This window comes from Pluralibacter gergoviae ATCC 33028 = NBRC 105706 (assembly GCF_001598855.1).
Lineage (GTDB): Bacteria > Pseudomonadota > Gammaproteobacteria > Enterobacterales > Enterobacteriaceae > Pluralibacter > Pluralibacter gergoviae.
Window position 1 is genome coordinate 474,312 of sequence record NZ_BCZS01000001.1, and the last position, 22,838, is coordinate 497,149.

Consider the following 22,838-nt stretch of genomic DNA (forward strand, 5'->3'; position numbering starts at 1 on the left):
TTATGATGCCCAGTAGGCACCGAAACCTGACGCGCCGACGATAAGGATGGCGCCAATGATGACGTTGCGCATGTCATGGAGGCTCTTGCCGTCAAACAAGACTTTGTATCCCACCCACATGGTGGCCAGCGTGATGGTGACGGCGGCGAGCCCGAGCAGGCCGGTGGAGGTGTTACTCAGCGTCTCATTGGCTTTATTAAATCCGCTGTCCGCTGCCAGCACCGGGCTTGCCATTAACAAGGAAGAGAGGACGGGCCAGTCAGTCTGTTTTCGTTTCATCATTGTTCCTCCTGGGGGCCGGGAATGGGTAACGCGCCGCGTATCACGGCATTGGGGTAGCGCAGGGATGTGAGAACTGACGTGGCGTTATCGGTAAGCTCGCCACGCATGACGGCGGTGGGGTAACGGATTTCAGGCACGAGCTTTTCGGCGGGTGGTCGCTGCCGGTCTTCCCGCGTTGACGGTACGGTGTAGCCGATGCGCTGGATGTAGCTGGTCTGGTTAAACGCGAATTCCGGCTGTTGGCCGGTCGTGAAATTTCCTGAGTAGTAGCAACTGAGCGCACGCTTCAGGGAACGGCCACGGCGGTAGCAGTCGGTGAGGATGCGCTCAAACACGTACAGGTTGGTACAGGGGTCAAGAAGGTCACGGGCGGTCACGTCGTAATGGCGGAAATTGGTGCTGGTGATTTGCATCAGCCCGACCGAATAACGTCGGCCCTGTGCTGCCAGCCGTCCGGTGAGGCTGATGGCCTCATCCCTGCTGGTGGGGAAATGTGAAATCACGCCTTTGCCACTGGGCAGAATTTCAGCGATGGCATACGGATTCAAACCGGATTCAACCCGCGCCACATCAAGCACCGTGGACGGGTGAATGCTGGGGGCGCACTGCATAGCCGCCGCCAGAAATACGGTGGTGGAAAGCATGATGGCCTCGGAATGGTAAACCGGGCAACGCGTACCGCCATCAGACGGCACAGGGCCGGGAAAGTGGGGGAGGGGCGGTTAAATGGACTGAGTATCCTGTGTCGCGCCGCCGTCATCCCTGGGCTCAAGGAGCACTAACTTGCCGGAGATAGCAATACCGGGTGTCAGCATGATATTCAGGCCAGACTTACCGTTATGAGCGAACGCCACGCCAACCCTGGTCCAATACGTGTTTATTTCGCCCTGTGCATCGGGTTGACTTTCCTGAGTGACGAATACGTGGTAAATGGGTTTTCGCATGACGCCTCCTCTAATAAAAACAACAATGAGTTAAATGAATGTCACATCCCAATTCTGCATTCCGGTTTTAACGGGTCAGCGAGAACATTCAGCGGCACCCTGAATTGTGGTTTCGTGACAGCCCGAACCTTATTTTTAAAGAGCAATACCCGATCTGGGGAAATTAACGACCATTCGGGCAACCATTCTGTAATGACGTTTTCAGGATCAGATATCCGGGGCGGCATATACACGATAAATTCAAAGTTAAAATGAGAGAGATAAATTAGTGGTGGAGGGGGTGAACTCTGCGAGAAATAAAAGTAAGTGAAATATATAATAAAGACGACTGTGTATTCATAGTTAATGATAGAGACATGCAGGGGAAATGTTCCTGCATGTCTCTGTGACCATTATTAACGTGTTCGACGTTCAAGTTTTTCCTGGCATTCTGTGCAGGTGGTTATGCCTGGGAGTGCCTGCCGTCGCTTTTCAGGAATGGGCTTACCGCATAGACGACAATGGAATAATGATGGCGTAGACCCTAGCTTAAAACGACTCTGTTCAATCATATCCTCCAGTCGTTGCTCATTAAATTCCTGATCGCGGTCGATCTCATCTGGCATGGGCGGCCCTCCGGTCTGACGCCTCCTGTTCACAAAGTGCGATACGCTTCCAGACGATGGTCAGTGACAACCCTTCGACTTTCGGCAGCAGGGATTGCGTTACTTGCATCATGGCAGCCAGCGCATCGGTCGATTCCAGGTTGGCCACCCGGCATTGTTGCCATTGCAGCCAGATGGCAGTATCCGTATCTTCGTCCGGCTCTGGCGTCCGGCCATAAGGTACACGGACGCCCAGTAACCGGCGGCGAAGGCAAACTTCGTTGGAGGTGAGGCCAAAATACTTGTTGAGTAGCGCAATTGACCCGCCGAGCCGGATGGCATGATTGATACGTTCCTGCTGCAGAACCTCCTCACGGGATTTAGCCAGAAGCAGGTGTAATGCGTCGTGATGAACCGTCACAGCCAAAAACTGCGCAGACTCCCGACTGATGATAAACAGCTCGTCTAGTGATAATTGGTTGAGGGCATTCATTTCGTCGAAAGTGAATCCTAGCGATTCACAGTGACGAACGTTGCCATCTTTCAATGCATGCAGGGCATCGGTTAATACGGCGTAATTAAGTGATGGGATAATCATGGTATTTTCTCCCTTCAGCCTATTGGGCGGCGGACTAATTTAATATTGATCCATTCGTCAATTTCCGATTCGAGCCATGCGACACTGGCCGGGCCAATCTTGATTGAGCGGGGGAAGGTATCGTCTTTCATATACAGATAGATTTGAGAGCGCTTCAGGCCAGTTTTTTCTTCAACCTGTTTCAGACGTAATAACTGATGAGATGTCACGGTATTCTCCTGTGGCAGATATAGCGCTAGCCGGGAGAACACACAACAACACAAAATAGTGGTGTGGAGAAAGCTGATGAGCCCGTATTACGGAAAATACAATCCTTAATACGGGTTTTCATAGCGAAGGGCATCATCTTAATTTTGTGTTGGTAGGGAAGGGGGCGAGCCGCGCTCAAGCGCAGTCTTCAGGGTGTCGCCACTGAATCGATCGGTAATGCCTTTGTAAGTATCCCAGCTTTAGTTCCAGGCACTTTTTGAGATTTCCTGTTTCTGATCCCTCCCAATATCGGTGCCAGGATAAATCAGAGATCCGGGCCTGTTTGCAGGCTTCGGACAAATTCTGCCGGAGTCTGGTTATTTAACGAAGAATGCGGCCGGTACTGGTTATATTCCTGCCGCCAGTGCTCGATCTTATCCTGAGCATCTTCCAGTGACAGGAACCAGTGCACGTTCAGACATTCATCACGCAGGCTGCCGTTAAATGACTCGATCAGGGCGTTATCCGTGGGCTTCCCGGGGCGGGAGAAGTCCATCGTTACTCTGTTTTCATACGCCCAGCGGTCCAGCGTTTTCGAGATAAATTCGCTCCCGTTGTCCGTCTGTAGCCGCTGGGGTACACGCTGCTTTGTCTGCCTGATCCGTTCCATCACGGCAACCACATCGTCACCGCGAAGCCCCTGGCCTACCTCGATCGCCACGCATTCACGACTAAAATTATCGACTACAGTCAGGGCTCGGATCCGGCGTCCGTTGAACAGATTATCAGCAACGAAATCCATGCTCCAGCACTGATCCACAGCGGTCACGGCCGGGCGGATACGCCTGTGCCTGGCCGTCACGTGCCGACGCGGGCGTTTTGACCGCAGGTACAGCCCTTCCAGACAGTAAATCCGATGGGTTTTCTTATGGTTAACCAGCCAGCCCTCGCGCCGCAGCAGGATATGGATCCGCTGCACACCATAACGAATGCGGGTTTCTGCAATCTCCCGTATTCGCTGCGTGAGGGACCGGTCATCGCGGCAGCTGCGGTAGTTGTAGACCGTCCGGCTCTGCATCATCAGCCGGCATCCCCTGCGAACCCCGATGCGGTACGCCGCCAGCAGGTATTCTACCGCCTCGCGTTTCTGCACCGGCCTCAGAACTTTTTTCGGATGACGTTCTGCAGCATTTCCTTGTCCAGACTGAGATCGGCGACCAGCCGTTTCAGGCGGTGATTCTCTTCCTCCAGCTGGCGCAGACGGCGCAGTTCCGTCACGCCCATGCCGCCAAACTTCTTCTTCCAGTTGTAAAAAGTAGCCTCAGAAATGCCCATCTTTCTGCAGACTTGCTCCACCCGCGTACCCGTTTCTGCCTGCTTCAGGGCAAAAGCGATCTGCTCTTCGCTATAACGCGTTTTTTTCATGCCGGATGACCTCATTTGTTCAGGGAAAGAAAGGCCGGAAACCCCACTTTACGCCGGTACTGAACAAAGGGAAGAGATCACCTTATAGCTGCTCGGCTGATACTACCTTCTTGGATTATAGCCAGAAAGGTTCTTAATAGATTCCAGTCAAGACGATCGTGTATTTGAGACATTCGGTTGTCCGGTCAAGTTGATTAGTCCGCCAGAGGCTGTAACTGGCAAATTGAGCTCAGCAAAATTGCGTTGGCTATGACCATCTCATTTTCTGGTCTGAATATCCTCTTTTAACGATTATTTACTGTAAACGGCAATACTTTCTTCCCCCTTTCTTCTGCGGTAAACGATGGTCAGACCGATAAACCAGATTGGAGAAATCAGCAGACCCATTCTGGTATCTGCTCTTAAGGAGAGCACTATCAGCATAAAGAGAAAGAATATCAGGCAGGCATACGACATGATTTTACCGCAGGGCATTTTGTAATTTGAGCATCTGTGCAGATCCGGTCTGGTTTTTCTGTAAACCAGCCATGAGACGATAATCAGGCTCCAGATAGAGATCAGTAAAATAGCCGACATGGTGGAGAGTAGCGTAAAGGCCGACATCACGCCGGGCATGACGAACAGGATGGCGACACCACACAGCATACAGAATCCTGAGAGCAGTAGTCCCCGCAGCGGGATATTCGCGGAAGATAATTTTTTAAGCGATCTGGGTGCTGCATTATTTTTTGCCAGCCCGAATAGCATTCGGCTGGTAGAGAATACGCCGCTGTTTGCTGAGGAAAGTGCGGAGGTCAGTACGACGAAATTAATGACCGCTGCGGCTGCGGGGAGGCCCGCTAGGGTGAACAGTGAAACAAATGGGCTCTTATCTACAGAAATGTGATGCCATGACGAGACCGCAATAATACAACCCATCGAGAGCACGTAGAAAAGCAGAATACGCACTGGAATCGAATTTATCGCTTTGGGTAAGGTTTTTTCTGGATTTTTGGTTTCCGCCGCCGTCACGCCGATAAGCTCTATGCCTACAAAGGAAAATAGTGCGATTTGGAACCCGGCCAGGAATCCGGTGAGACCATGAGGAAATAGAGTGCCCTGTTCGGTTAAATTTTTGAATGAGGCTTTGACGCCATCGGGTGACGTATATCCGGTGAACGACATCCAACAGCCTGCGGCAATGAGCGCGATAATAGTGACAACTTTGATGATAGCGAACCAGAACTCCATCTCACCAAAGAGTTTCACTGACAAGATATTGAGGAGCACCAGTATGAGAAGTGCGCCGAATGCAGGTACCCATAGAGCTAAATCAGGATACCAAAACTGCATATAGCCGCCGATTACCACGACGTCCCCGACGCAGGCAACGACCCAACTAAGCCAGTAGGTCCAGCCAACAGCAAAGCTCGCCCAAGGGCCTAAATATTCGCCGGTAAAATCGGCGAAAGTATTATAACGTGGGTTAGAAAGAAGCAACTCTCCCAGTGCCCGCATGACAAAGAACAGAAAAAAACCAATAATCAAGTAGGTAAAGATAATTGAAACACCAGACAGGCTGATGGTTTTTCCCGATCCCATAAAGAGTCCGGTACCTATTGCCCCACCAATGGCAATGAGCTGAATATGACGGTTATCGAGCTGTTTTTTTAACTTTCGGGTATCGGATGGTGCCCGGCAATGACTTGCCGAAATATTGTTATTGTGCATAAACCACTCCGGTGTTAATTGGGTCATTTGCGCCGAACTAAGCTCGGTGACCGACGGTTTTAGACCCGACCTGATGTCGGGCTAATGAGAAACTATAGGGGTATCAGCAATAGGCCATGCGCCTTTCGAGGAAAATTTCACAAAGCATGCAACGTGCGCCACCGCCACCGAGATCTTCAATAATGTCTATTGGACCTAGTGCCAGCCGTGCGTAGCTCGAAATTTCAAGTTTTTGAGCCGTGGTAAATGCATCCCACGCACGTGTAGACATGGCATAGACGGGTTTTCCGAGCTTATCTTTCAGTTCCAAAACGTTGCAGGTAAAAGACTCCATCTGGTCAAACGTCACATTAATGATGGTTTTTCCAGTGCTGTTAAGGTGATCAACGAGCTGTTTTCGCTCATTGAGTGACGTGAGTGCCTCCAGACAAACGATGGCAAAGCGGCTGCCGACGCTGAGCATTACATTGGTATGATAAATAGGCTGTAGATTGCGGTCGTGGGCATCAAACCACATAATGGGATATCCCGACAGACGTTCAAACTCTTCACCGACCAGATGTGAGCTGCGCGATGACCTGCATGAGTAGGCTATTTTGTTGTCGTGATCGAGGATCAACGAACCTGTACCCTCAAGATACCGGCCCTGCTGCTCGTAGGATGAGAGATCTATGCGTTTATTCACCACAAAATCAGTGGCTAACTGGATGATAATCTCTTGTCGTCGCTCACGCCGGCGGTTAGGTGCCTCCATTGGGAAGGTGTAAAGCGTCCCATCCTCCAGCATAGCAATCCAGTTATTGGGAAAGAGCGAGTCGGGCGTGCCGTGTTCGGCGATATCGTTGATGATATGCACCTCGATATCGGCACGCTTCAACGCGAGCACATAGTTGTCGAAGGCGGCTTGCGCTTGGGTTTGCACATCGCCAATATCCCCGAGGCATTTCTGGAAAGTGTTGCTTGCCTGCGTCTCGGGATTACTCATAAATGCGGCGGGCCTTACCATTAATACCCTGTTAGTCGTCTGCATGACCCTTACTCCGGATTGCACAGCAGGCGATAGAGATCGCGGGGATTTTCAGGCTGCGGCACTAGATCGATAGGTTTGCCAAGATTGTGCTTTTCTGCAATATCGTACATCAAGCGTAGTGCTGAGAAGTCTTCAATCGCGAAGCCGACTGAATCAAAAATGGTGATGCTTTCCTGAGAGAGACGACCCGCTTTGGTACCGCAAATGACTTCCCACAGCTCGGTGACGAAAAAGTCAGCTGGCATCTGCTGGATTTCACCCTCAATGCGCGTTTGCTCAGGGAATTCGACAAACACATCGGCTTGAGTCAGGATTTTGCCCTCTAACTCGGTTTTACCCGGACAGTCGCCCCCCACGGCATTTAAGTGCATGCCAGGTTTAATCTGTGAGGCGCGCAGGATTGTAGCGTTGGTTTTATCGGCCGTAATGGTGGTAATAATCTCGGCATGCGCCACCGCCTCGTCAACTGAGCGGCAGAAGTGAAGCCTGATACCCTGATACCTGTTGAGATTACCTATCAGTTTTTCAGTTGCTGAAGCGTCGATATCATACAAATAGAAATCAGTCACTCCCAGAACCTCATTAAACCCGATGATCTGGAACTCGCTCTGTGCGCCGTTACCAATAACGGCCATCGTTTTAGCGCCCTTGTTGGCAAGATATTTAGCGGCCACGACTGAGGTTGCCGCAGTGCGTAGTGCAGTTGCCAGAGTGAATTCACATAGCAGCAGTGGGAACCCCGTTTTCACCTCGGCCAGCGCCCCAAATGCCATCACGGTTAACTGATTATTTAGCGCATTTTGCGGATGCCCATTAACGTATTTGAAACCGTAAAGCTCAGCATCGGCGGTTGGCATCAGTTCGATGACACCGATATCAGAATGGCTGGCAACCCGTGGCGTTTTGTCGAACTCCGGCCAGCGTTTGAAATCGCTCTCAATATAATCAACGAGTTGTTTAATGAATGGTGCAACGCCAGTTAGGTTAACCAGCTTGCGCATCTCTGCGAGATCGATAAAGCGTGTCATTGAAAATTCTCACAATTGTCATAAAGAACGATAGTATGTGAAAACAAATTGACTTGAGGTAGTTGTAAAGTTGTTCAAAAAGTATAAATAATTGGCATATTGAATATTGATATAAGCATATTGATTAAATGAACGATACCGATCGCCAGATCCTTGCCTTACTAAGAGAAAACTCACGTATTTCTGTAACCGATATCGCAAAAAAAGTGCGAATATCGCGAACCACGGCACAGAAGCGTATCGAGAGTATGGAGGCTGAAGGTATTATTACCGGTTACACCATTAGAATTAAGCCTGGCGTTGAGAAGAACCGCATCAGGGCCTGGATGAGTGTGGCGGTAGAAGGGGCAAAAGCCCCAGTGATAGTCCAGCAGCTGCGCGGAGAACCGGCAGTGCATACCTTGCATACCACCAACGGGAAATGGGATTTGCTGGTGGAGTTACGGGCTGACAATTTGGAGATCTTCGATCAAATCCTGGGGCGTATTCGGCGGATTGAGGGGATCTATAATACAGAAACCAGCATCCTGCTCTCCACACGCAAGGCTTAGAGTAGGGTAATGGGAGTTGGTACATCGCTATATCATACTATACACACGGTAATAGACACCAATTCACAAGAAAAATAACGCGGTGGAGGTGTAAGTAAACGGGACAAGCCCGGAGAGGACAAAAAAACACAGGAAGGGTGAATGAGGGAAGTTACTAAGCCCGTATTAAGGATGTCGTTATGCTTAATACGGACTTTCAGGTTAAATTGAGTAATATCATTTAAATTTGATGTTTAGGTTGATGTGGGCGAACCGCGCTCAAGTGCGGTTTTTAGTGTGTCACCACTAAGATGATCGGTAATGCCGTCGGCTGATGCCCATTGTTCAAAGATGGAGAGTAGTTTATATGGCTTGTTGATTAATGGGCTTATGGCCTCATTATTCCTACAGGAAAGCCAGAACAGACGGGAGAGTGGTGTTGATATTCTTGTTGAAGATGAATATGATGTTTTATTTTTAACGGGGAGTTCGATTATTTTTTCAAGTTCTGTACGCCGGATTACAAAACTTGCATCTCGTGGTAATTCATAAATTGGGAAATATGCGTATTTTCCTTTATTCTGAGATAAAAAATGTTCGTGAATATCAGGGGTGATATTTTGAGGTAATCTCCTAACTTGTTTTTCTATCCGTTCCATCCATGTGATTTTTTCAAGTAAGATAAATAATTTACCATAAATAAAAACTGAAATGCCATGATTTGTTTCATTAGCTCCTTTAATGGGAGAGGGGATATTGAGAGTTCGAGCCAGTAAGCGTTGCACCAAAACATATTCATACCCCGCTAATGTTGTATCAATAACCATTTGCATAGGTGAAATGGCTTCATCACCAGTACTGATAATTAAATTCCTCCCCTGTTGAAAACAGTTATGGTCTACCAGGCATAGTTGGTGTATTGGCGAATTCTCAACAGGACGCAGTTTTACTTTGTTGTTAGAAAACTGGATTTTCTTTAATATGACAGGTGACTGAAAGTAAATGGAAAGGTAGATGTTTCCAGATAAGGCTTGACGATAAATGTCACTTATTGTCAGGCTTTGATTCCCCCTTTGTCTGGCTAGATCAACAGCTTCTTGTATAGTCACCCAGTCTGGCATTATGTTTCGGAAATTTAAAATGATGTTTTTTTTGACATAGTACAACTCCTTTCATGCAACAGTATCTTTGATAAAATAAAAAAAGATAATGTTATTTGATGGGAATTTTAATATATCGCCGTAACAATATAAAGGTGAATATTGAGTGATTGCGAATTGTTATATTTTTTAAAACAATTTAAAAAATATTAGTGCTGGGGTTTCAATACTAAATATATGCGGCTGAAGGTAGTGCTTTCGCTCATAATCAATGGCCTGACTACGGTAATACGTAAGAGTTATACAAGTAGCAGAGATGGTTTTAGATGTATTATTCTTTGTTATTTCGCCGTCGTCAGTACCTGGTTAAAATCAGTGGAAAAAAGGCTGCCTATTCTTTTTTACCCTTCTGACAGCAATTTATGCGCTATCGCTAAAGCTTCTTCCTTCGAAGATGTTATAATCAAAGGATAGCCCCAGAATTTTTCATATACGATAGAAAAAGGTTTGGCCGCAATCCGTTTGGCATTGTTTGGTTCAATATGGATTGAGGCTTTGACGAAGGACCGTAATTCACTTTTGTGAGCTTTCATCCAACGTGTAGTTAGCTTCATCTCTTCAGGCGAATGCTCGTGTTTGCCATGAGCAACACCTTCATCGTTCAGGAAAACGAAGACCTCATTACGAGCAAGCAGAGCTTCGAACTCTTTAAACGGGGATACATCTGGATCATTGCCAGGGGCAGCGATTTGCATCCACACGAAAGGGAACTGAGTAGCATCAATCCGCATAGTAATATTCCTTCCAAATTTTGGTTTCATCTATTGTCATTGAGGGGCAAAGCCTTAGGCTGCAACATACCAGCATGGTTTATTCAAACATACCCAAAAGTCTATAGAACGTCATTGTGATGGTTGGCCATAATATTGCTCAATTCGGCCAGTTCAATGATCCCATCCTGAATTCATTGGCAGGTTAACTTGCGTGTCCGGGATTTCTTCCGTTTCAACGGAGGTAAACACCCTGAGACTGGAATCAGATATACGCAGCGGATATTTACCAGTGGTTTAGTGCCCTTTTGTTACCACTATTGATAAATTTCTCAATATCATAGCCGTTCCTGCACGTCAGTTGAAATGCAGTCATACATGGTCCAAAAACGAAATGAATGAATTTCTGAAGATTTTTGCACGTCATTTCATAAGTGAAGTGCACATAGGCTCCGGCTTCCAGAAGAGTGGTTTGTGATGAAGGTAAAGGCTGCGTCAGTACGTAAGATGAAACCGAAGTGGTATACAAAATTTCCAGTTTGTTGTCCCTTTCACGTCCATACCGGACCTGATGCAGCCCATAAACCATACAGGGGGTCAGTTTGTAATCCCCCAGAAATGGGACCTCATTTCATCCTGATAACTGGTGAGCAGTTGGGCTCACAGGTATAACTTTGTGTCTGACCTGTTAGCACAGTTTCCGGGAAAGTCATGAAGATTGATTTAGGAAGAGTTAAATCACCTGGGTGGATAGGGAGTAGAAGCCCGTAGGCAGTCCAGTCTGACGAACGTCGATACCTGCCGGGGGACTGACTAAACTGCTTTTTGAAGGCACGTGTAAATGTCTGTTGAGAATCGAAGTGATACTCCAGGGCAATATCCAGAATCGGGCGGTTGGTTAATCGTAGTGCCACGGCCGCTTTTGACAGTCTGCGGGCGCGAATATAACTCCCCATTACGTGACCAGTGACTTCTTTAAACATCCGTTGCAAATGCCATTTTGAGTATCCGGCTTTGAGTGCGACATTATCCAGGGACAACGGATTTGTAAGGTGGTTTTCAAGCCAGGTAAGCAAGTCGAAAATTATTGTACCTTGGTTCATAAATCGTCCCCCATTGTATTCAACAATTGTGAAAGGGAGCGTTTCTGTGCTTCTACTCCCTCTTGCTGTTCTGACAACTTCGCGATACCCACTCCAATGCGAGTTTTCCGGGAAAATTTCGAGTATGTGAATGTTAAATTAAAAATACGCGATTCAGCATTAGACTGCATTGCGAATGTTGGTCATTATATTATTCAATCCTGCCATCTTTTCCCGAAAATTGAGGTCCGATTAAGATCATGTCAAACATAGATTACTCTCTCGATTCTGTTGTACTACCCGATGTCGATAGTATTCCCAGGCCTGTCTCTGTCATGAGGGCTTCAATGGTGTCTACAGGTTGGGAACAGGAACGGCATCAGCATCGCAAGGCGCAACTGATCTACTCGGTGAAAGGTATGTTGAATTGCGAGGTGGAAGACGGCGTGTGGATTGTCCCTCCGCACTGTGCGGTCTGGATCCCAGGTAATTTGCCTCATTCGGCCCGAGGTTCTGGTGATACCGAGTGTTATTGTTTGTTCGTTGAACCAGACGCGGCGCCAGGGCTTCCTAAAACCTGTTGCACTATTTCAGTAGAGCCATTGATGCGAGAATTATTGTTGAAAGTGGTTGGTTTTCCCCAGCTATACCTGACAGATGGCCGTGAGGGGAGATTAATAGCAACCCTTTTGGATGAATTGTCTTTAGCTCCTGTGGAAGATCTTCATTTGCCAATGCCTCGCGACAGGCGACTTCGTCAGCTTGCAGAAATGCTTTTAGCCGATCCTACAGACAAATGTTCTTTAGGTGTATGGGCACATCGTATCGGCATGAGCGAGCGAAGTATGAGCAGGCTTCTGTTACAGGAAATAGGAATGAGTTTTGGTCGCTGGCGTCGACAGCTACATGTGATCCTTTCACTGCAACGTCTTACAAAGGGCGAAAGTGTGCAGACAGTAGCACTGGAGCTTGGTTATGAGAATGCCAGCGGATTTGTCACCATGTTCCGGAAAGCATTGGGCAAACCGCCTGGTCGTTACCTAATTGAACGAATGGCGGGTTCTACGGGGGGGGATTCCGCCCATATGCCTGGCATCATTCGTTTGGAATAAACGTTGCGCCGCTCTTAGCATTCCACATATTCAGAAAAACTCATTTTTGCCAGGCACAATATTGACTGTATTGAGCAATATTCTGGCCGGACGTCGCTAACCATCTCATACAGAAACTGGTAAATTTGGAGTTTTCATTTATATCGGAGAAAATTTATGGATCTTGGATTGAGTGACAAACGTGTACTTGTAACGGGCTCAACGGCAGGCATTGGGCTGGCTACAGCCCGCATGTTGGCAGCTGAAGGGGCATCTGTGACAGTAAACGGCCGGACACAGGCGCGTGTTGACAATGCTGTAGCTGAAATACTGAATGAGTTACCTCATGCGCGGGTCTCGGGAATTGCCGCGGACCTGAGCCATAATGAAGGTTGCGAAGCGCTGATAAACCTGTTGCCGCATACCGACGTGTTAGTGAACAATCTGGGTATATTCGAACCTAAATCGTTCGGGGACATCACCGACGAAGACTGGTTACGTTTCTTTGAAACCAATGTATTGAGCGGGATACGCCTCTCACGCCATTACGTGCAGTCGATGAGATCGCGTAACTGGGGGCGGATTGTATTTGTTTCCAGTGAATCGGCTTTACAGATCCCCGCCGAAATGATCCACTATGGTATGACCAAGACCGCACAACTTGCCGTGGCGCGTGGACTGGCAGAAAGCCTCGCCGGTACAGGTATCACCGTTAACAGTGTGCTTCCAGGCCCCACAGCATCTGAGGGCGTGGGCGCAATGGTTGCTGAGATGGCGGCGGGGCGTGGTGTTGATCCCAAATCCATTGAGCAGGAGTTCTTTGCTACAGCACGCCCTTCTTCGATACTTCAGCGATTTTCTACGACACAAGAGATTGCTGCGATGATTGCTTATGTCTGTAGCGAGCGTGCATCTGCTACGACCGGCGCAGCACTGAGGGTTGATGGTGGTGTGGTGAGAGCAATTGCGTAAGAAAGAACTATCCAACAAATAGGTGGTGATAAGCCGTCGGTTAACCACCATTTTCATCATGAGCAGCCAGCGCAAATTATGGTAACAGTAAATACTGGCTCGCCGTCAAGTTCGAATCCTTCCTGACCGGCAAGAGAGAGCAGATGTTCATGTAATTTCGGGTCTTCAATAAAAATGAGTTTTTCCCCACATTTGCAACGCAGGCTATCCTGGTTATGTGATTTTTTATATGGCTTGAGTGCATAGGTGGCACGGCCACGAACTCCATCGGTGCGGACAAGTAATCCTGCCACCCATAAATCATTGAGCACCCGGTAGATTGTGGCTTGTGTTAAGCTCCCGGATAGCTTCGAGTTAAGGAGGCGATATAATTGACCCGCACCAAGACAATGTGGTGCAGCTTGACTCAGAGTGTTCAGTATAGAAATTCGTGCAAATGTTGCCCTGAGATTGCTTGCTTTAAGACGTTGAATGTGCGTTGACTGACTGTCGTTCCCCCTGGAGTCAGGGACGACTAAGTTAGTTCGCCCGAGTTGTTTTGATGTTGAAGTGCTTTTATTGCCAAATGACGTAATGCGATCAATGAATTTTGGTTTGTCATTACAAGCCATCTTTATTTTCCTTTGCAGAGCCGGCTTTTCTGCTGTGCGCTACAACGTAAAGCCTGCTGGGTGAAAATGAGTCGTGGGTACCAGCGCGACCACAGAACATGCAGCGCGCTGGTGTGGGATGTTATTTTGTACGGGTCTTTTCCCATCCTCCACCCAGGGCTTTAAATACGTTTACCCGGGCGTTACCTACCCGTCGGTCAGCTGCGGCCACCTGTGACCTTGTGTCTATCAGGTTGTTTTGCGCTACGATCACATCGAGGTAACTGATCGAGCCAACCCGGTATTGCTCTTCAGCTAACCGGAAGGCATTCCCTGCACGATCCCGTGCGTCGATCAGCGCCTCACGCTGCTGCATCGCGGCACCATAGGCGCTCAATGATTGCTCGGACTCTTTCAGCGCATTCAGTACTGTGCCATTAAAATGAGCCAGCGATGCTGCGGTTTGCGCCTTCGCCTGAGCGAGACGGCTACGTGCCACCATCATGTTCGGAAATGTCCAGGAGATCAGCGGACCGACTGAGAAAGACCAGGTGCGATTGCCTTTCAGATAGTCATTACGCAGGTAGTTTCCTGAGGCACCCAGCGACACGCGCGGATAAAGATCGGCTACCGCCACGCCGATGCGTGCCGTGTCGCCAGCCAGCTGGCGTTCGGCTTGTCTTACATCGGGGCGACGACGCAGCAGTGCAGTGCCGTCACCGACCGGTAGCACTTCAGCAATTTCTGGTGCTTTGGTGCAGGCACGTGCTGAAGCTGGTACCTGTGATGGCGTGCGACCCATTAATGCAGCCAGCTCGAACAGCGCAGCATCCCGCTGGCTTTGCAAAGGCGGTAGAGTGGCTTCGACCTGAGCCAACGTGACACCGGCACGCTCCACGTCCAGATGTGATGCCGCTCCGGCGTGTGCCTGATTGCTGATGAGGTCCAGACTACGTCGGGCCAGTTCAATGGACGAATGTGCTACGTCGATGGATTCGCCCTGGGCGCAGGCGCCCACGTATGCCCGTGTCGTTTCAGCGACCACCATAACTCTCGCCGCATCGTAGTCGGCAGCGACGGCATCAGTATCGTCCTGCGCAGCTTCAATATCACGTCGAACCCGGCCAAACAGGTCGAGTTCATAAGAGACGTCAAGTCCACCGCTGTAACTCCACTGCGTGGGTGCCTGACCGGAGCCGGTCCATGTGGTCTGGTCGCGTCCGTAGCCTGCTCCGCCCGATAGGTTGGTAGATGGTAGCAAGCCGCCTTGCGCTTCCTTGTAAATAGCCCGTGCACGCTGGAGGTTAGCAAGGGCGACACGCAGCTCGGTATTGGCCGAAAGAGCCTCCTGGACAAGTCTGTTCAGGATGGGGTCATCATACAATTTCCACCATTCAGTCGGCAGAGATTGAGCGGTATCCGTATGGTCCGGTTTGCTGACAAAAGGGCCAACTGCGGTTTGAGGCAAAGACGGTGCATGGTAATCGGGGCCACTGGCGCAGCCGGTGACGAAGGTTGCGACCGCAGTGACCAGGAAAGTGGCACGTAAAATGGGAAATAATGCCCGATGCAGAACTATGGTCATGGCATCAGTGTGGGCAGAAAACAGATCACAGTTCGACATCGGGTGCCTCCGTACTGGCGAGTTCGCGGGCGCGGGGGCTTTCAGCGACTGCCCGGTGATCTTTAGCAACGAAGCTGTAAATTGTAGGAAGTACAAACAACGTGAAGAAGGTACCGATAAGCATGCCCATAACCACCACAATACCGATAGAAAAGCGGCTTGCAGAACCTGCACCATCAGCAAACAAAAGCGGCACCAGACCGGCGACCATGGCCGATGTTGTCATCAGAACGGGACGCATACGCACCGTCGCAGCTTTCTGAATGGCCTCTATGCGGCTGAGATTTTCATGGTGCTGGATGTGATTAGCGAAGGTGACCATTAAAATCCCGTGTTTAGATATCAGCCCTATCAATGTTACGAGTCCTATCTGGGTATAAATGTTAAGCGTCGCGTAACCTAACCACAGTGGCACCAACGCACCGCAGATAGCCAGCGGTACCGTGACCAGGATCACCAGCGGATCGCGTAGACTTTCGAACTGTGCCGCCAGCACAAGGAAGATAACCACCAGCGCGAAGCCAAAGGACACCAGCAGACGGTTACCTTCCTGCACGAACTGGCGGCTGTCGCTGAGCCAGTCCACGCTGGTTCCGGGGGGCAGTGCCTGTGATTGCAGAAATGTGACTGCCTCCCCCATGCTAACCCCTGGCGCTGGCAACATTTCCAGTGTCGCCGAGTTCATCTGGCCGAACTGGGTAAGCTGGTTGGCCTGTGGACGCATCTCAACGCGAGTCACGGTTGAGAGTGGCACCTGAGCACCGGAAGTAGACTTGACGTAGAAACGTCCGAGGTCTTCCGGCGTCATACGGTCGCTACCACGTACCTGCGGGATCACATCGTAGGAACGATCATGGAAGTTGAAGCGGTTGACATAGTTCTCGCCAACCAGCACCGCCAGAGTATCGGCAACAGATTGCATAGTCACACCCATTTCGCTGGCGCGGACATTGTCAATACTGATATGTGCCTGTGGGCTGTCGAAGGCCAGGTCATTTTGTACATAAAGGAACAATCCGCTGGCATAGGCCGCTGTTTTGATCTTCTCTCCGGTCTCGTATAACGTCTGAAAGTCGTCAGGCGAGCGCAGCACCATCTGTACAGGCAGGCCACCGCTGGAGCCTGGTAGCGGCGGCATCTGAACAGCCGTGACGGTTTCACCATCGATGGCACCGCCAGCAGCCTGAATTTGGCCCTGGATCTCGGTGGATGAACGCTTGCGCTCGGACCAGTCTTTTAGAATCGCGCCTGCAATAGTCAGGTTTTGCCCCCCGGAGAAATCGCCGATGTGGATGAAGCTGCTTTCAAATTCCGGTATCGACTCAAACACTTTTTCGATTTGTTCTGCATAATGTGCGCTGTAAGCAACTCCTGCATACTGGGGTGCCTTGGTGACGGCCAGGACAATGCCCTGGTCTTCCATCGGTGCCAACTCATGACGGGTACCTGAGAACAGCACTATGATGGTCCCCATGACTACTGCTCCTACCAGTAACACCACACCACGCGCAGATAGCGTGTGCGCCAGCAACAGTCCGTAGATAGCGGTCATCCCCTGCATGGTATGCTCGATCCGTTTTGCGAGGCGCCCTTCGCCCTGTTTTGAACTCAACAGCATTGAACTCATCACTGGCGATAGCGTAAGTGCAACCACGCCGGAGACGAGAACCGAACCAGCAAGAGTGAAAGCAAATTCCTTGAACAACGCGCCAGTCAGCCCCCCCATCATACCGATGGGCGCATATACCGCTGCAAGCGTAATTGTCATTGCTATCACCGGGCCGACAATCTCTCGAGCGCCCAAAAGGGCCGCGCGTACAGGGGACAAGCCTTCCTCAATATGTCGATGGATGTTCTCCACCACTACAATGGCATCGTCTACTACCAGACCAATCGCAAGTACCATCGCAAGCAGGGTCAGAAGATTGATCGAAAAGCCGCACGCCAGCATCAGTGCAGCGGTACCCACCAGAGAAAGCGGGATAGTGACGACCGGAATGATGACCGCACGAAACGTGCCGAGGAAAAGGAAAATTACCGCGATAACGATAATTATGGCTTCAGCAAGCGTGTGTTTGACTTCCGAGATAGAAGCATTTACGAAGGTAGCCACGTTGTAATTGGGTGCTACCGTGAGTCCAGGCGGTGCCATTTCACGGATCTTTGGAATCAGCTCCTGTGCGTGTTTGACGATATCGATCGGATTGCCATCCGGGGTAGGTTGGAGCTCGATGAAGATTGCAGGAACGCCGGTCGCGAATGAGGCACTGTTGTAGTTCTGACCACCGATCTCCATCGTGGCGATATCCGACAACCGCACCACGCCACCTTCGGGGTTGGACTTGATAACCATCTGGCGGAAATCTTCAACATTTCGCAGATCGGTCGCAGCACTGATATTAGTAACCGTCAAGGCACTCTTGAGTTGCCCCGGTGCGGCCTGCACGTTGTTGGCGCGCAACGCGGCCGCAACCTCCCCGGCTGATAGACCACGAGCGGCAAGTTTTATCGGGTCGATCCAGACGCGCATCGCCATGGTCTGGCCGCTCAGAATGTTGGCAGAGGCTACGCCGGGAATTCCTGTAAACATGGGCTGTGCCACGCGGGTGGCGAAATCCGTTACCTGCGGGATCGTCAGCGTCTTACTGTAGAAAGCCACGTACTGGACCCCTGTACTGCCCTCGGTAGACTTGCTGATGACCGGGTCCGTCACACCGGACGGCAACTGGTACTTGACTTGCTGCACCTTGGCGAGAATCTCAGTCATTGCGCGATCGGCGTTGGCGTTAAGTACCAGCCGTGCCTTTATTACACTCTTGCCCTGTGTCGTGGTCGAAGTCAGGTATTCAATACCGCTGGCGGTAGCGATGGATTGTGCAATCGGCGTCGTAACGAAACCCTGCATAACCTCCTGTGTTGCGCCAGGTAAGGTGGTACTCACGCTGATGGTGGCATTTTCGAGAAAGGGGTATTGCCGTACAGGTAACTGAAAGACGGCTGTTATGCCCATCAGCAGGATAAGCAAGCTGACGACCAGCGCCAGGATCGGTCGGCGAATAAAGATGTCAGTGAAGTGCACGATGTTTTTTTTCCTATTGTGCGTTTGCATCTGAAGCGATAGCTGATGAAGTAGACCTATTGCTGATTTTCACGGTAGCACCGGGCGGCAGGCGGTTCTGACCCGCCGTCACCACAATGTCACCGGCTTTAACGCCCTGCAGCACCATGACTTCTTCGCTGAGTCGCGGACCAGTGACCACCGGTACGGCGATTGCTTTGCCGATCCCCTGCGCATTAGCGCTTTGCACGAGTACCACGCTGTCGCCAGAAGCAGAAGTCTGGATCGCCGTAAGGGGGAGAACGATGGCATCAGTAGTAGCGGGTAAGCTCAGTCGTGCCGTCGCGTACATTCCGGATTTCAGAGACAGGTCCGCATTAGGCAACAACGCCTGAATAGTCACGTTACGTGTTTCACTATCAATTCTCGGTTCGACAGTACTAATTCTGGCGGTGAATATCCGGCCCGGTGCGGCATCTACCGTCACCTGCACCGATGCGCCCGGTGTTAATTTGGGCAGATCCTGCTGAGGTAGCGTGAAATTAACGTAGAGGGGGTCGAGCTGGGTTAGCGTGGCGATTTCATCACCCGCATTAAGGTACTGACCAGGATTGATATGACGGATACCAAGTTGACCAGGAAATGGTGCACGAACGGTCTTCTGCTGGATACGTGCGTCAAGTTGCCGGACCGCGGCTGCGGTCTGGGCGGCTTCCGCCATGCGCTGTTCAAGAAGTTCGCGGGACTCGGCCCCCGTTTTGGATAATGTTTGTGTGCGTCGAAGTTGCAGTTGCGCAAAATCAGCTTTTGCTTTGGCAGAAGTGAGATCCGCTTGTTCCGGAGCGTCATAAAGCTGTATCACGGCGTCTCCTTCCTTCACAAACTGGCCCGATTCAAAGTTAATTGCGGTCACACGCCCTGATGTATCCGGAGCAAGCAATACTTCACGTACTGCCTGCAAACTCGCAACGGCTTGCAATTGATCTGCGACATTACTGGTTTTTGCGCGGATTGTAGTTACAGGTATAGGTGGCAGAGTCTGTTGTTCTGCGCCACTGCTACGGAGGCTTCGCCAGGTGTAGAGCAGGCTGAAGACTATAATGAGGGCGAGTATGCTGATGACTGCTGGCTTCACATGGCGATTCATCGCGAGGCTCATAAATGCTCACCTTTGTCAGGGAAAACAGACATGGTTTGGGAGCAGAGCCGCGATAATTGCCCCCGAGTGTTTCGTAGATGCATGATTATTCCTCATCGATTTGAAATTAAGCTGTGCTTAAGCGCATTTTTGCCCACATCCAGGCATTTTGATTGACACTCTATCCTTTCGATGAATTAGAGACATTGCGAAAATTTGTCATGTTATTTCGCATTCCAGCCAATAAGACTTTTAAAGTACAATTTGGCTGTATTGAAAAACCATATGGCTGTATTTCGCTATCGCAACATTAATTCTCGTAGTTTAATGAGAATGAGTTTTATTTGAGTGTATCGGCGCTGTACATCCCTAGATACTGAATGGTCTTTTTTCGCAGAAATTTTTTTCAGAAAAGTATCTGGGGTGAAAGTTGGTGGGCATCTACAAGAAAATGGGTAGCAGGCGCGGGTTCATATCACCGATATTGATAAATCAGGAAATATTAAGCCAGCCAATATAGGGCATTTATTTCTAAGTCTTGGAAAATGATCTCACGACATTATTTCTCACTTAATCCAAACGAGTATATAAATGAAATTGCAAAAAGCTCTGGTTCTACGTCCCTCTACCGTCATGATCAGTGCGTTTATCAGTTCATTGTCATTTCCGGCAGTATCGTCAGACAGTCCCACGACCTCTACTACAGAAGATACGATGACGGTTACCACTAATGGTCAGAGCTCAACTTCTGAAAATGCCTGGGGGCCAGTGGGTACAATGGTAGCAAAACGCAGTGCGACAGGTACCAAAACAGATACTCCGTTAATTAAAACACCACAGTCGATCACCGTCGTGACTCGTGAAGAAATGGATTTGCTGGATCCCCCGACGCTAAAAGATGCTTTTCGTTATTCAGCAGGTGTGATGGTTGACAACCGAGGGTCTGTAACTGGATTCAACTCAGTCAATATTCGAGGTTTTAGCCAGATTGCGGATAATATTTATCTTGATGGATTAAAACTTCAGAACGATAGTTATGCATCATTCCAAGTTGATCCTTATATGGTTGAGCGTGCAGAATTATTGCGCGGTCCTGTCTCTGTCTTATATGGCCTGAGTGACCCAGGGGGAATTATTTCTCTAGTGAGCAAGCGTCCTACAGCGGAAACCATACGTGAACTTCAGTTTAAAATGGGGAATCATAATCTTTTTCAGACTGCTTTTGATTTTGGCGGTGCGGCCGATGATAACGGAGAATTAACCTACAGAATGACTGGTGTCGCAAGCGATCAAGATCAACAACAAACTGGCGAAAAAGCAAAGCGTTATTCCATAGCACCGTCATTTACCTGGCGTCCAGATGATAAGACTAGCTTCACTTTTTTAAGCAGCTTCCTCGATGAACCTGACATTGGCTGGTTTGGTTATTTACCTAAAGATGGAACCGTGACTAATGGTGCCGGAGGTAAATTGCCGACAAGCTTTAATGATGGTGAACCGGGTTATAATAAAATCTCCCGAAACCAGAAGTTAGTCGGTTATACATTCGACCATCAGCTCAATGATAACTGGACCGTCCGTCAGAACCTGCGGTATGGAACGGTCGATATGGATTATAAAACTATCTATGGTAGTAGTATTTCCGCCGTTGATCCTACTCAGTTAACAAGAGGGGCATTGGCGTTCAAGGAGCATTTATCTACCTTCGCGGTCGATACTCAGGCACAGAGCAAGTTTTCTACAGATACAGTAGATCACACCCTGCTTTTGGGCGTAGATTATCGACGTACTCGAAACGACATCTGGCATGCCTTTGGTCTGGCATCAAATCTGAATCTTATAAATCCTGTTTATGGCAACACCGCGGTGCAGTATTACAGTACCAGCAGCCAGGTTGATCACCAGGAGCAAACGGGACTGTACCTGCAGGAGCAGGCTGAATGGAATCGCTGGGTATTAACTCTAGGAGGCCGTTACGACTGGTCCAAAACAGACAGTGTCAATCGCCTGAGCAATAATGCTGTTTCGGAGCAGGAAGATAATGAGTTTACATGGCGGGGTGGGATGAACTACCTGTTTGACAACGGTATTTCACCTTATTTCAGTTACAGTGAATCTTTCCTGCCCACAAGTGGCACTGACTATGCAGGTAAAACATTTCTGGCGTCACGAGCTAAACAATATGAGGCAGGATTAAAATATATCCCTGATGATGGGTTGATTTCCGCAACCTTATCGGTGTTTCAGTTGACAAAGAATAAAAATTTGAGTACGGATCCCGAACATATTTATTATTCAGTGCAAAACGGTGAAATACGGTCAAAAGGTATTGAGCTTGAAGCTAAAGCGGCGTTAACTGAAAATGTGGACGTTATAGGAAATTATTCCTATACGGATGCAGAATATACAAAAGACACCTTGTACAAGGATAATCGGCCATCTGAAGTTCCAAAAAATATGGCGGCACTATGGGGTAATTACACTTTTCATGAAACCGCACTGAGCGGGTTGACACTTGGACTCGGGGGACGGTATATCGGTTCAACTGAAGGTGATAGTGCCAACTCATTCAAAGTTAAGTCCTATACCATCTGGAATGCAGCAGTTAAATACGATTTGGCCAGGTTTAATTTACCGGGCTCTAATGTTGGAGTCAGCGTTAACAATCTCTTTGATAAAGAGTACGTGGCAGGTTGTTACGCCACTACAGCGTGTTATTACGGAGCTGAGCGTCAGATTACAGCGACCGCTACTTTTAGGTTTTAAAAAATAGCACTTACGAAAATCATTGGTTTTCTTGCAGGCGATGAGTGAGATACCAGTTACTTTAGTAAACGAAATGTTGATAAACTGTATCTAATATATAGAGTGATTTTTCCGCTGAGAATTTCGGTGACGTTTAGGAATGAACGCTTCGGTGTATTAGTATAAGAAGTCTTTAAAACTAAGCCTCCATGACGGTAAAGTCAGGAAAATATACCGATAGTAGAAAACTGTCGCTAGCGGTTTTTTATCAAACAAAATTTTAATACTCTAATTGAGCGGGTTATTTTAGTTATGGCAGGTTCAAGTTTTTAACTAAAGAAAGCAGAT

20 protein-coding genes and 1 pseudogene are annotated in these 22,838 nt (G+C 49.1%); 4 read left to right on the plus strand and 17 right to left on the minus strand.

Going from position 1 to position 22,838, the window contains the following annotated elements:
- The 10 genes from ENGE1_RS02065 to ENGE1_RS02110 all read right to left on the minus strand — a co-directional run bounded on the left by ENGE1_RS02065 (position 1) and on the right by ENGE1_RS02110 (position 7,790).
- Complete coding sequence (locus tag ENGE1_RS02065; RefSeq protein WP_037038866.1) at positions 1 to 279, minus strand: TrbC/VirB2 family protein; 279 nt, start codon at positions 277 to 279, stop codon at positions 1 to 3.
- Entirely contained in the window at positions 279 to 926 is a 648-nt protein-coding gene (locus ENGE1_RS02070) for a lytic transglycosylase domain-containing protein (RefSeq protein WP_064360499.1), read from the minus strand. Before ENGE1_RS02070 ends, ENGE1_RS02065 begins: the two co-directional genes overlap by 1 nt.
- Before the next feature lie 78 nt (positions 927 to 1,004).
- Positions 1,005 to 1,226, minus strand: a complete 222-nt coding sequence (locus tag ENGE1_RS02075; protein ID WP_064360500.1) for a hypothetical protein — start codon at positions 1,224 to 1,226, stop codon at positions 1,005 to 1,007.
- Between the two features lie 395 nt (positions 1,227 to 1,621).
- Positions 1,622 to 1,831 carry a TraR/DksA family transcriptional regulator gene (locus tag ENGE1_RS26535; RefSeq protein ID WP_073971289.1) on the minus strand — a complete coding sequence of 70 codons (210 nt, stop codon included), beginning with the start codon at positions 1,829 to 1,831 and terminating at the stop codon, positions 1,622 to 1,624.
- The gene (locus ENGE1_RS02080) at positions 1,821 to 2,408 is read right to left on the minus strand and encodes a DUF2857 domain-containing protein (protein ID WP_064360501.1); all 588 of its coding nucleotides are present in this window, start codon (positions 2,406 to 2,408) and stop codon (positions 1,821 to 1,823) included. The genes ENGE1_RS26535 and ENGE1_RS02080 overlap by 11 nt, the downstream gene beginning before the upstream one ends.
- Before the next feature lie 14 nt (positions 2,409 to 2,422).
- A complete protein-coding gene (locus ENGE1_RS02085; RefSeq protein ID WP_064360502.1) occupies positions 2,423 to 2,617 on the minus strand; it encodes an AlpA family transcriptional regulator in 195 nt (64 codons plus the stop codon).
- Between the two features lie 305 nt (positions 2,618 to 2,922).
- A protein-coding gene (locus tag ENGE1_RS02090) for an IS3 family transposase (RefSeq protein ID WP_119218091.1) occupies positions 2,923 to 4,022 on the minus strand; the annotation gives its coding sequence in 2 pieces (ribosomal slippage) (positions 2,923 to 3,761 and positions 3,761 to 4,022; 1,101 coding nt in all).
- Between the two features lie 291 nt (positions 4,023 to 4,313).
- Entirely contained in the window at positions 4,314 to 5,732 is a 1,419-nt protein-coding gene (locus tag ENGE1_RS02100) for an amino acid permease (RefSeq protein ID WP_064360505.1), read from the minus strand.
- A gap of 103 nt (positions 5,733 to 5,835) precedes the next feature.
- A complete protein-coding gene (gene ctlX, locus ENGE1_RS02105) occupies positions 5,836 to 6,762 on the minus strand; it encodes a citrulline utilization hydrolase CtlX (protein ID WP_064360506.1) in 927 nt (308 codons plus the stop codon).
- A gap of 5 nt (positions 6,763 to 6,767) precedes the next feature.
- The gene (locus ENGE1_RS02110; RefSeq protein WP_064360507.1) at positions 6,768 to 7,790 is read right to left on the minus strand and encodes an ornithine cyclodeaminase; all 1,023 of its coding nucleotides are present in this window, start codon (positions 7,788 to 7,790) and stop codon (positions 6,768 to 6,770) included.
- A gap of 128 nt (positions 7,791 to 7,918) precedes the next feature.
- Between ENGE1_RS02110 and ENGE1_RS02115 the strand changes: the two genes are divergently transcribed.
- Complete coding sequence (locus ENGE1_RS02115) at positions 7,919 to 8,341, plus strand: Lrp/AsnC family transcriptional regulator (protein ID WP_064360508.1); 423 nt, start codon at positions 7,919 to 7,921, stop codon at positions 8,339 to 8,341.
- A gap of 233 nt (positions 8,342 to 8,574) precedes the next feature.
- Here the strand turns inward: ENGE1_RS02115 and ENGE1_RS26540 are convergent, their stop codons facing one another.
- The 3 genes and pseudogenes from ENGE1_RS26540 to ENGE1_RS27855 all read right to left on the minus strand — a co-directional run bounded on the left by ENGE1_RS26540 (position 8,575) and on the right by ENGE1_RS27855 (position 11,293).
- Positions 8,575 to 9,441: a hypothetical protein gene (locus ENGE1_RS26540; protein ID WP_073971300.1), complete on the minus strand. Its 867-nt coding sequence runs from the start codon at positions 9,439 to 9,441 to the stop codon at positions 8,575 to 8,577.
- A gap of 380 nt (positions 9,442 to 9,821) precedes the next feature.
- Positions 9,822 to 10,211: a hypothetical protein gene (locus tag ENGE1_RS02120; RefSeq protein WP_064360509.1), complete on the minus strand. Its 390-nt coding sequence runs from the start codon at positions 10,209 to 10,211 to the stop codon at positions 9,822 to 9,824.
- 173 nt (positions 10,212 to 10,384) lie between these two features.
- Positions 10,385 to 11,293, minus strand: a pseudogene (locus ENGE1_RS27855) (helix-turn-helix domain-containing protein).
- A gap of 239 nt (positions 11,294 to 11,532) precedes the next feature.
- On the opposite strand from ENGE1_RS27855, the gene ENGE1_RS02125 reads away from it, so the two are divergent.
- A complete protein-coding gene (locus ENGE1_RS02125) occupies positions 11,533 to 12,384 on the plus strand; it encodes an AraC family transcriptional regulator (protein ID WP_064360510.1) in 852 nt (283 codons plus the stop codon).
- 156 nt (positions 12,385 to 12,540) lie between these two features.
- On the plus strand, positions 12,541 to 13,335 hold the full coding sequence (locus tag ENGE1_RS02130) for an SDR family NAD(P)-dependent oxidoreductase (RefSeq protein WP_064360511.1): 795 nt from the start codon (positions 12,541 to 12,543) through the stop codon (positions 13,333 to 13,335).
- A 56-nt stretch (positions 13,336 to 13,391) separates the two neighbouring features.
- Here ENGE1_RS02130 and ENGE1_RS26550 read toward each other — a convergent pair whose 3' ends face one another.
- The 4 genes from ENGE1_RS26550 to ENGE1_RS02145 all read right to left on the minus strand — a co-directional run bounded on the left by ENGE1_RS26550 (position 13,392) and on the right by ENGE1_RS02145 (position 19,766).
- Entirely contained in the window at positions 13,392 to 13,946 is a 555-nt protein-coding gene (locus ENGE1_RS26550) for a Fur family transcriptional regulator (protein WP_081214693.1), read from the minus strand.
- Positions 13,947 to 14,067: 121 nt separating this feature from the next.
- Positions 14,068 to 15,549, minus strand: coding sequence for an efflux transporter outer membrane subunit (locus ENGE1_RS02135; RefSeq protein ID WP_203457918.1), 1,482 nt, complete (start codon positions 15,547 to 15,549; stop codon positions 14,068 to 14,070).
- Entirely contained in the window at positions 15,536 to 18,628 is a 3,093-nt protein-coding gene (locus ENGE1_RS02140; RefSeq protein WP_064360538.1) for an efflux RND transporter permease subunit, read from the minus strand. The genes ENGE1_RS02135 and ENGE1_RS02140 overlap by 14 nt, the downstream gene beginning before the upstream one ends.
- A gap of 13 nt (positions 18,629 to 18,641) precedes the next feature.
- Positions 18,642 to 19,766, minus strand: a complete 1,125-nt coding sequence (locus tag ENGE1_RS02145; protein ID WP_064360512.1) for an efflux RND transporter periplasmic adaptor subunit — start codon at positions 19,764 to 19,766, stop codon at positions 18,642 to 18,644.
- A gap of 570 nt (positions 19,767 to 20,336) precedes the next feature.
- Between ENGE1_RS02145 and fhuA the strand changes: the two genes are divergently transcribed.
- Positions 20,337 to 22,511 (plus strand): ferrichrome porin FhuA, encoded by a 2,175-nt coding sequence (fhuA, locus tag ENGE1_RS02150; protein ID WP_064360513.1) that lies wholly within the window; start codon positions 20,337 to 20,339, stop codon positions 22,509 to 22,511.
- Positions 22,512 to 22,838: the final 327 nt, after the last annotated feature.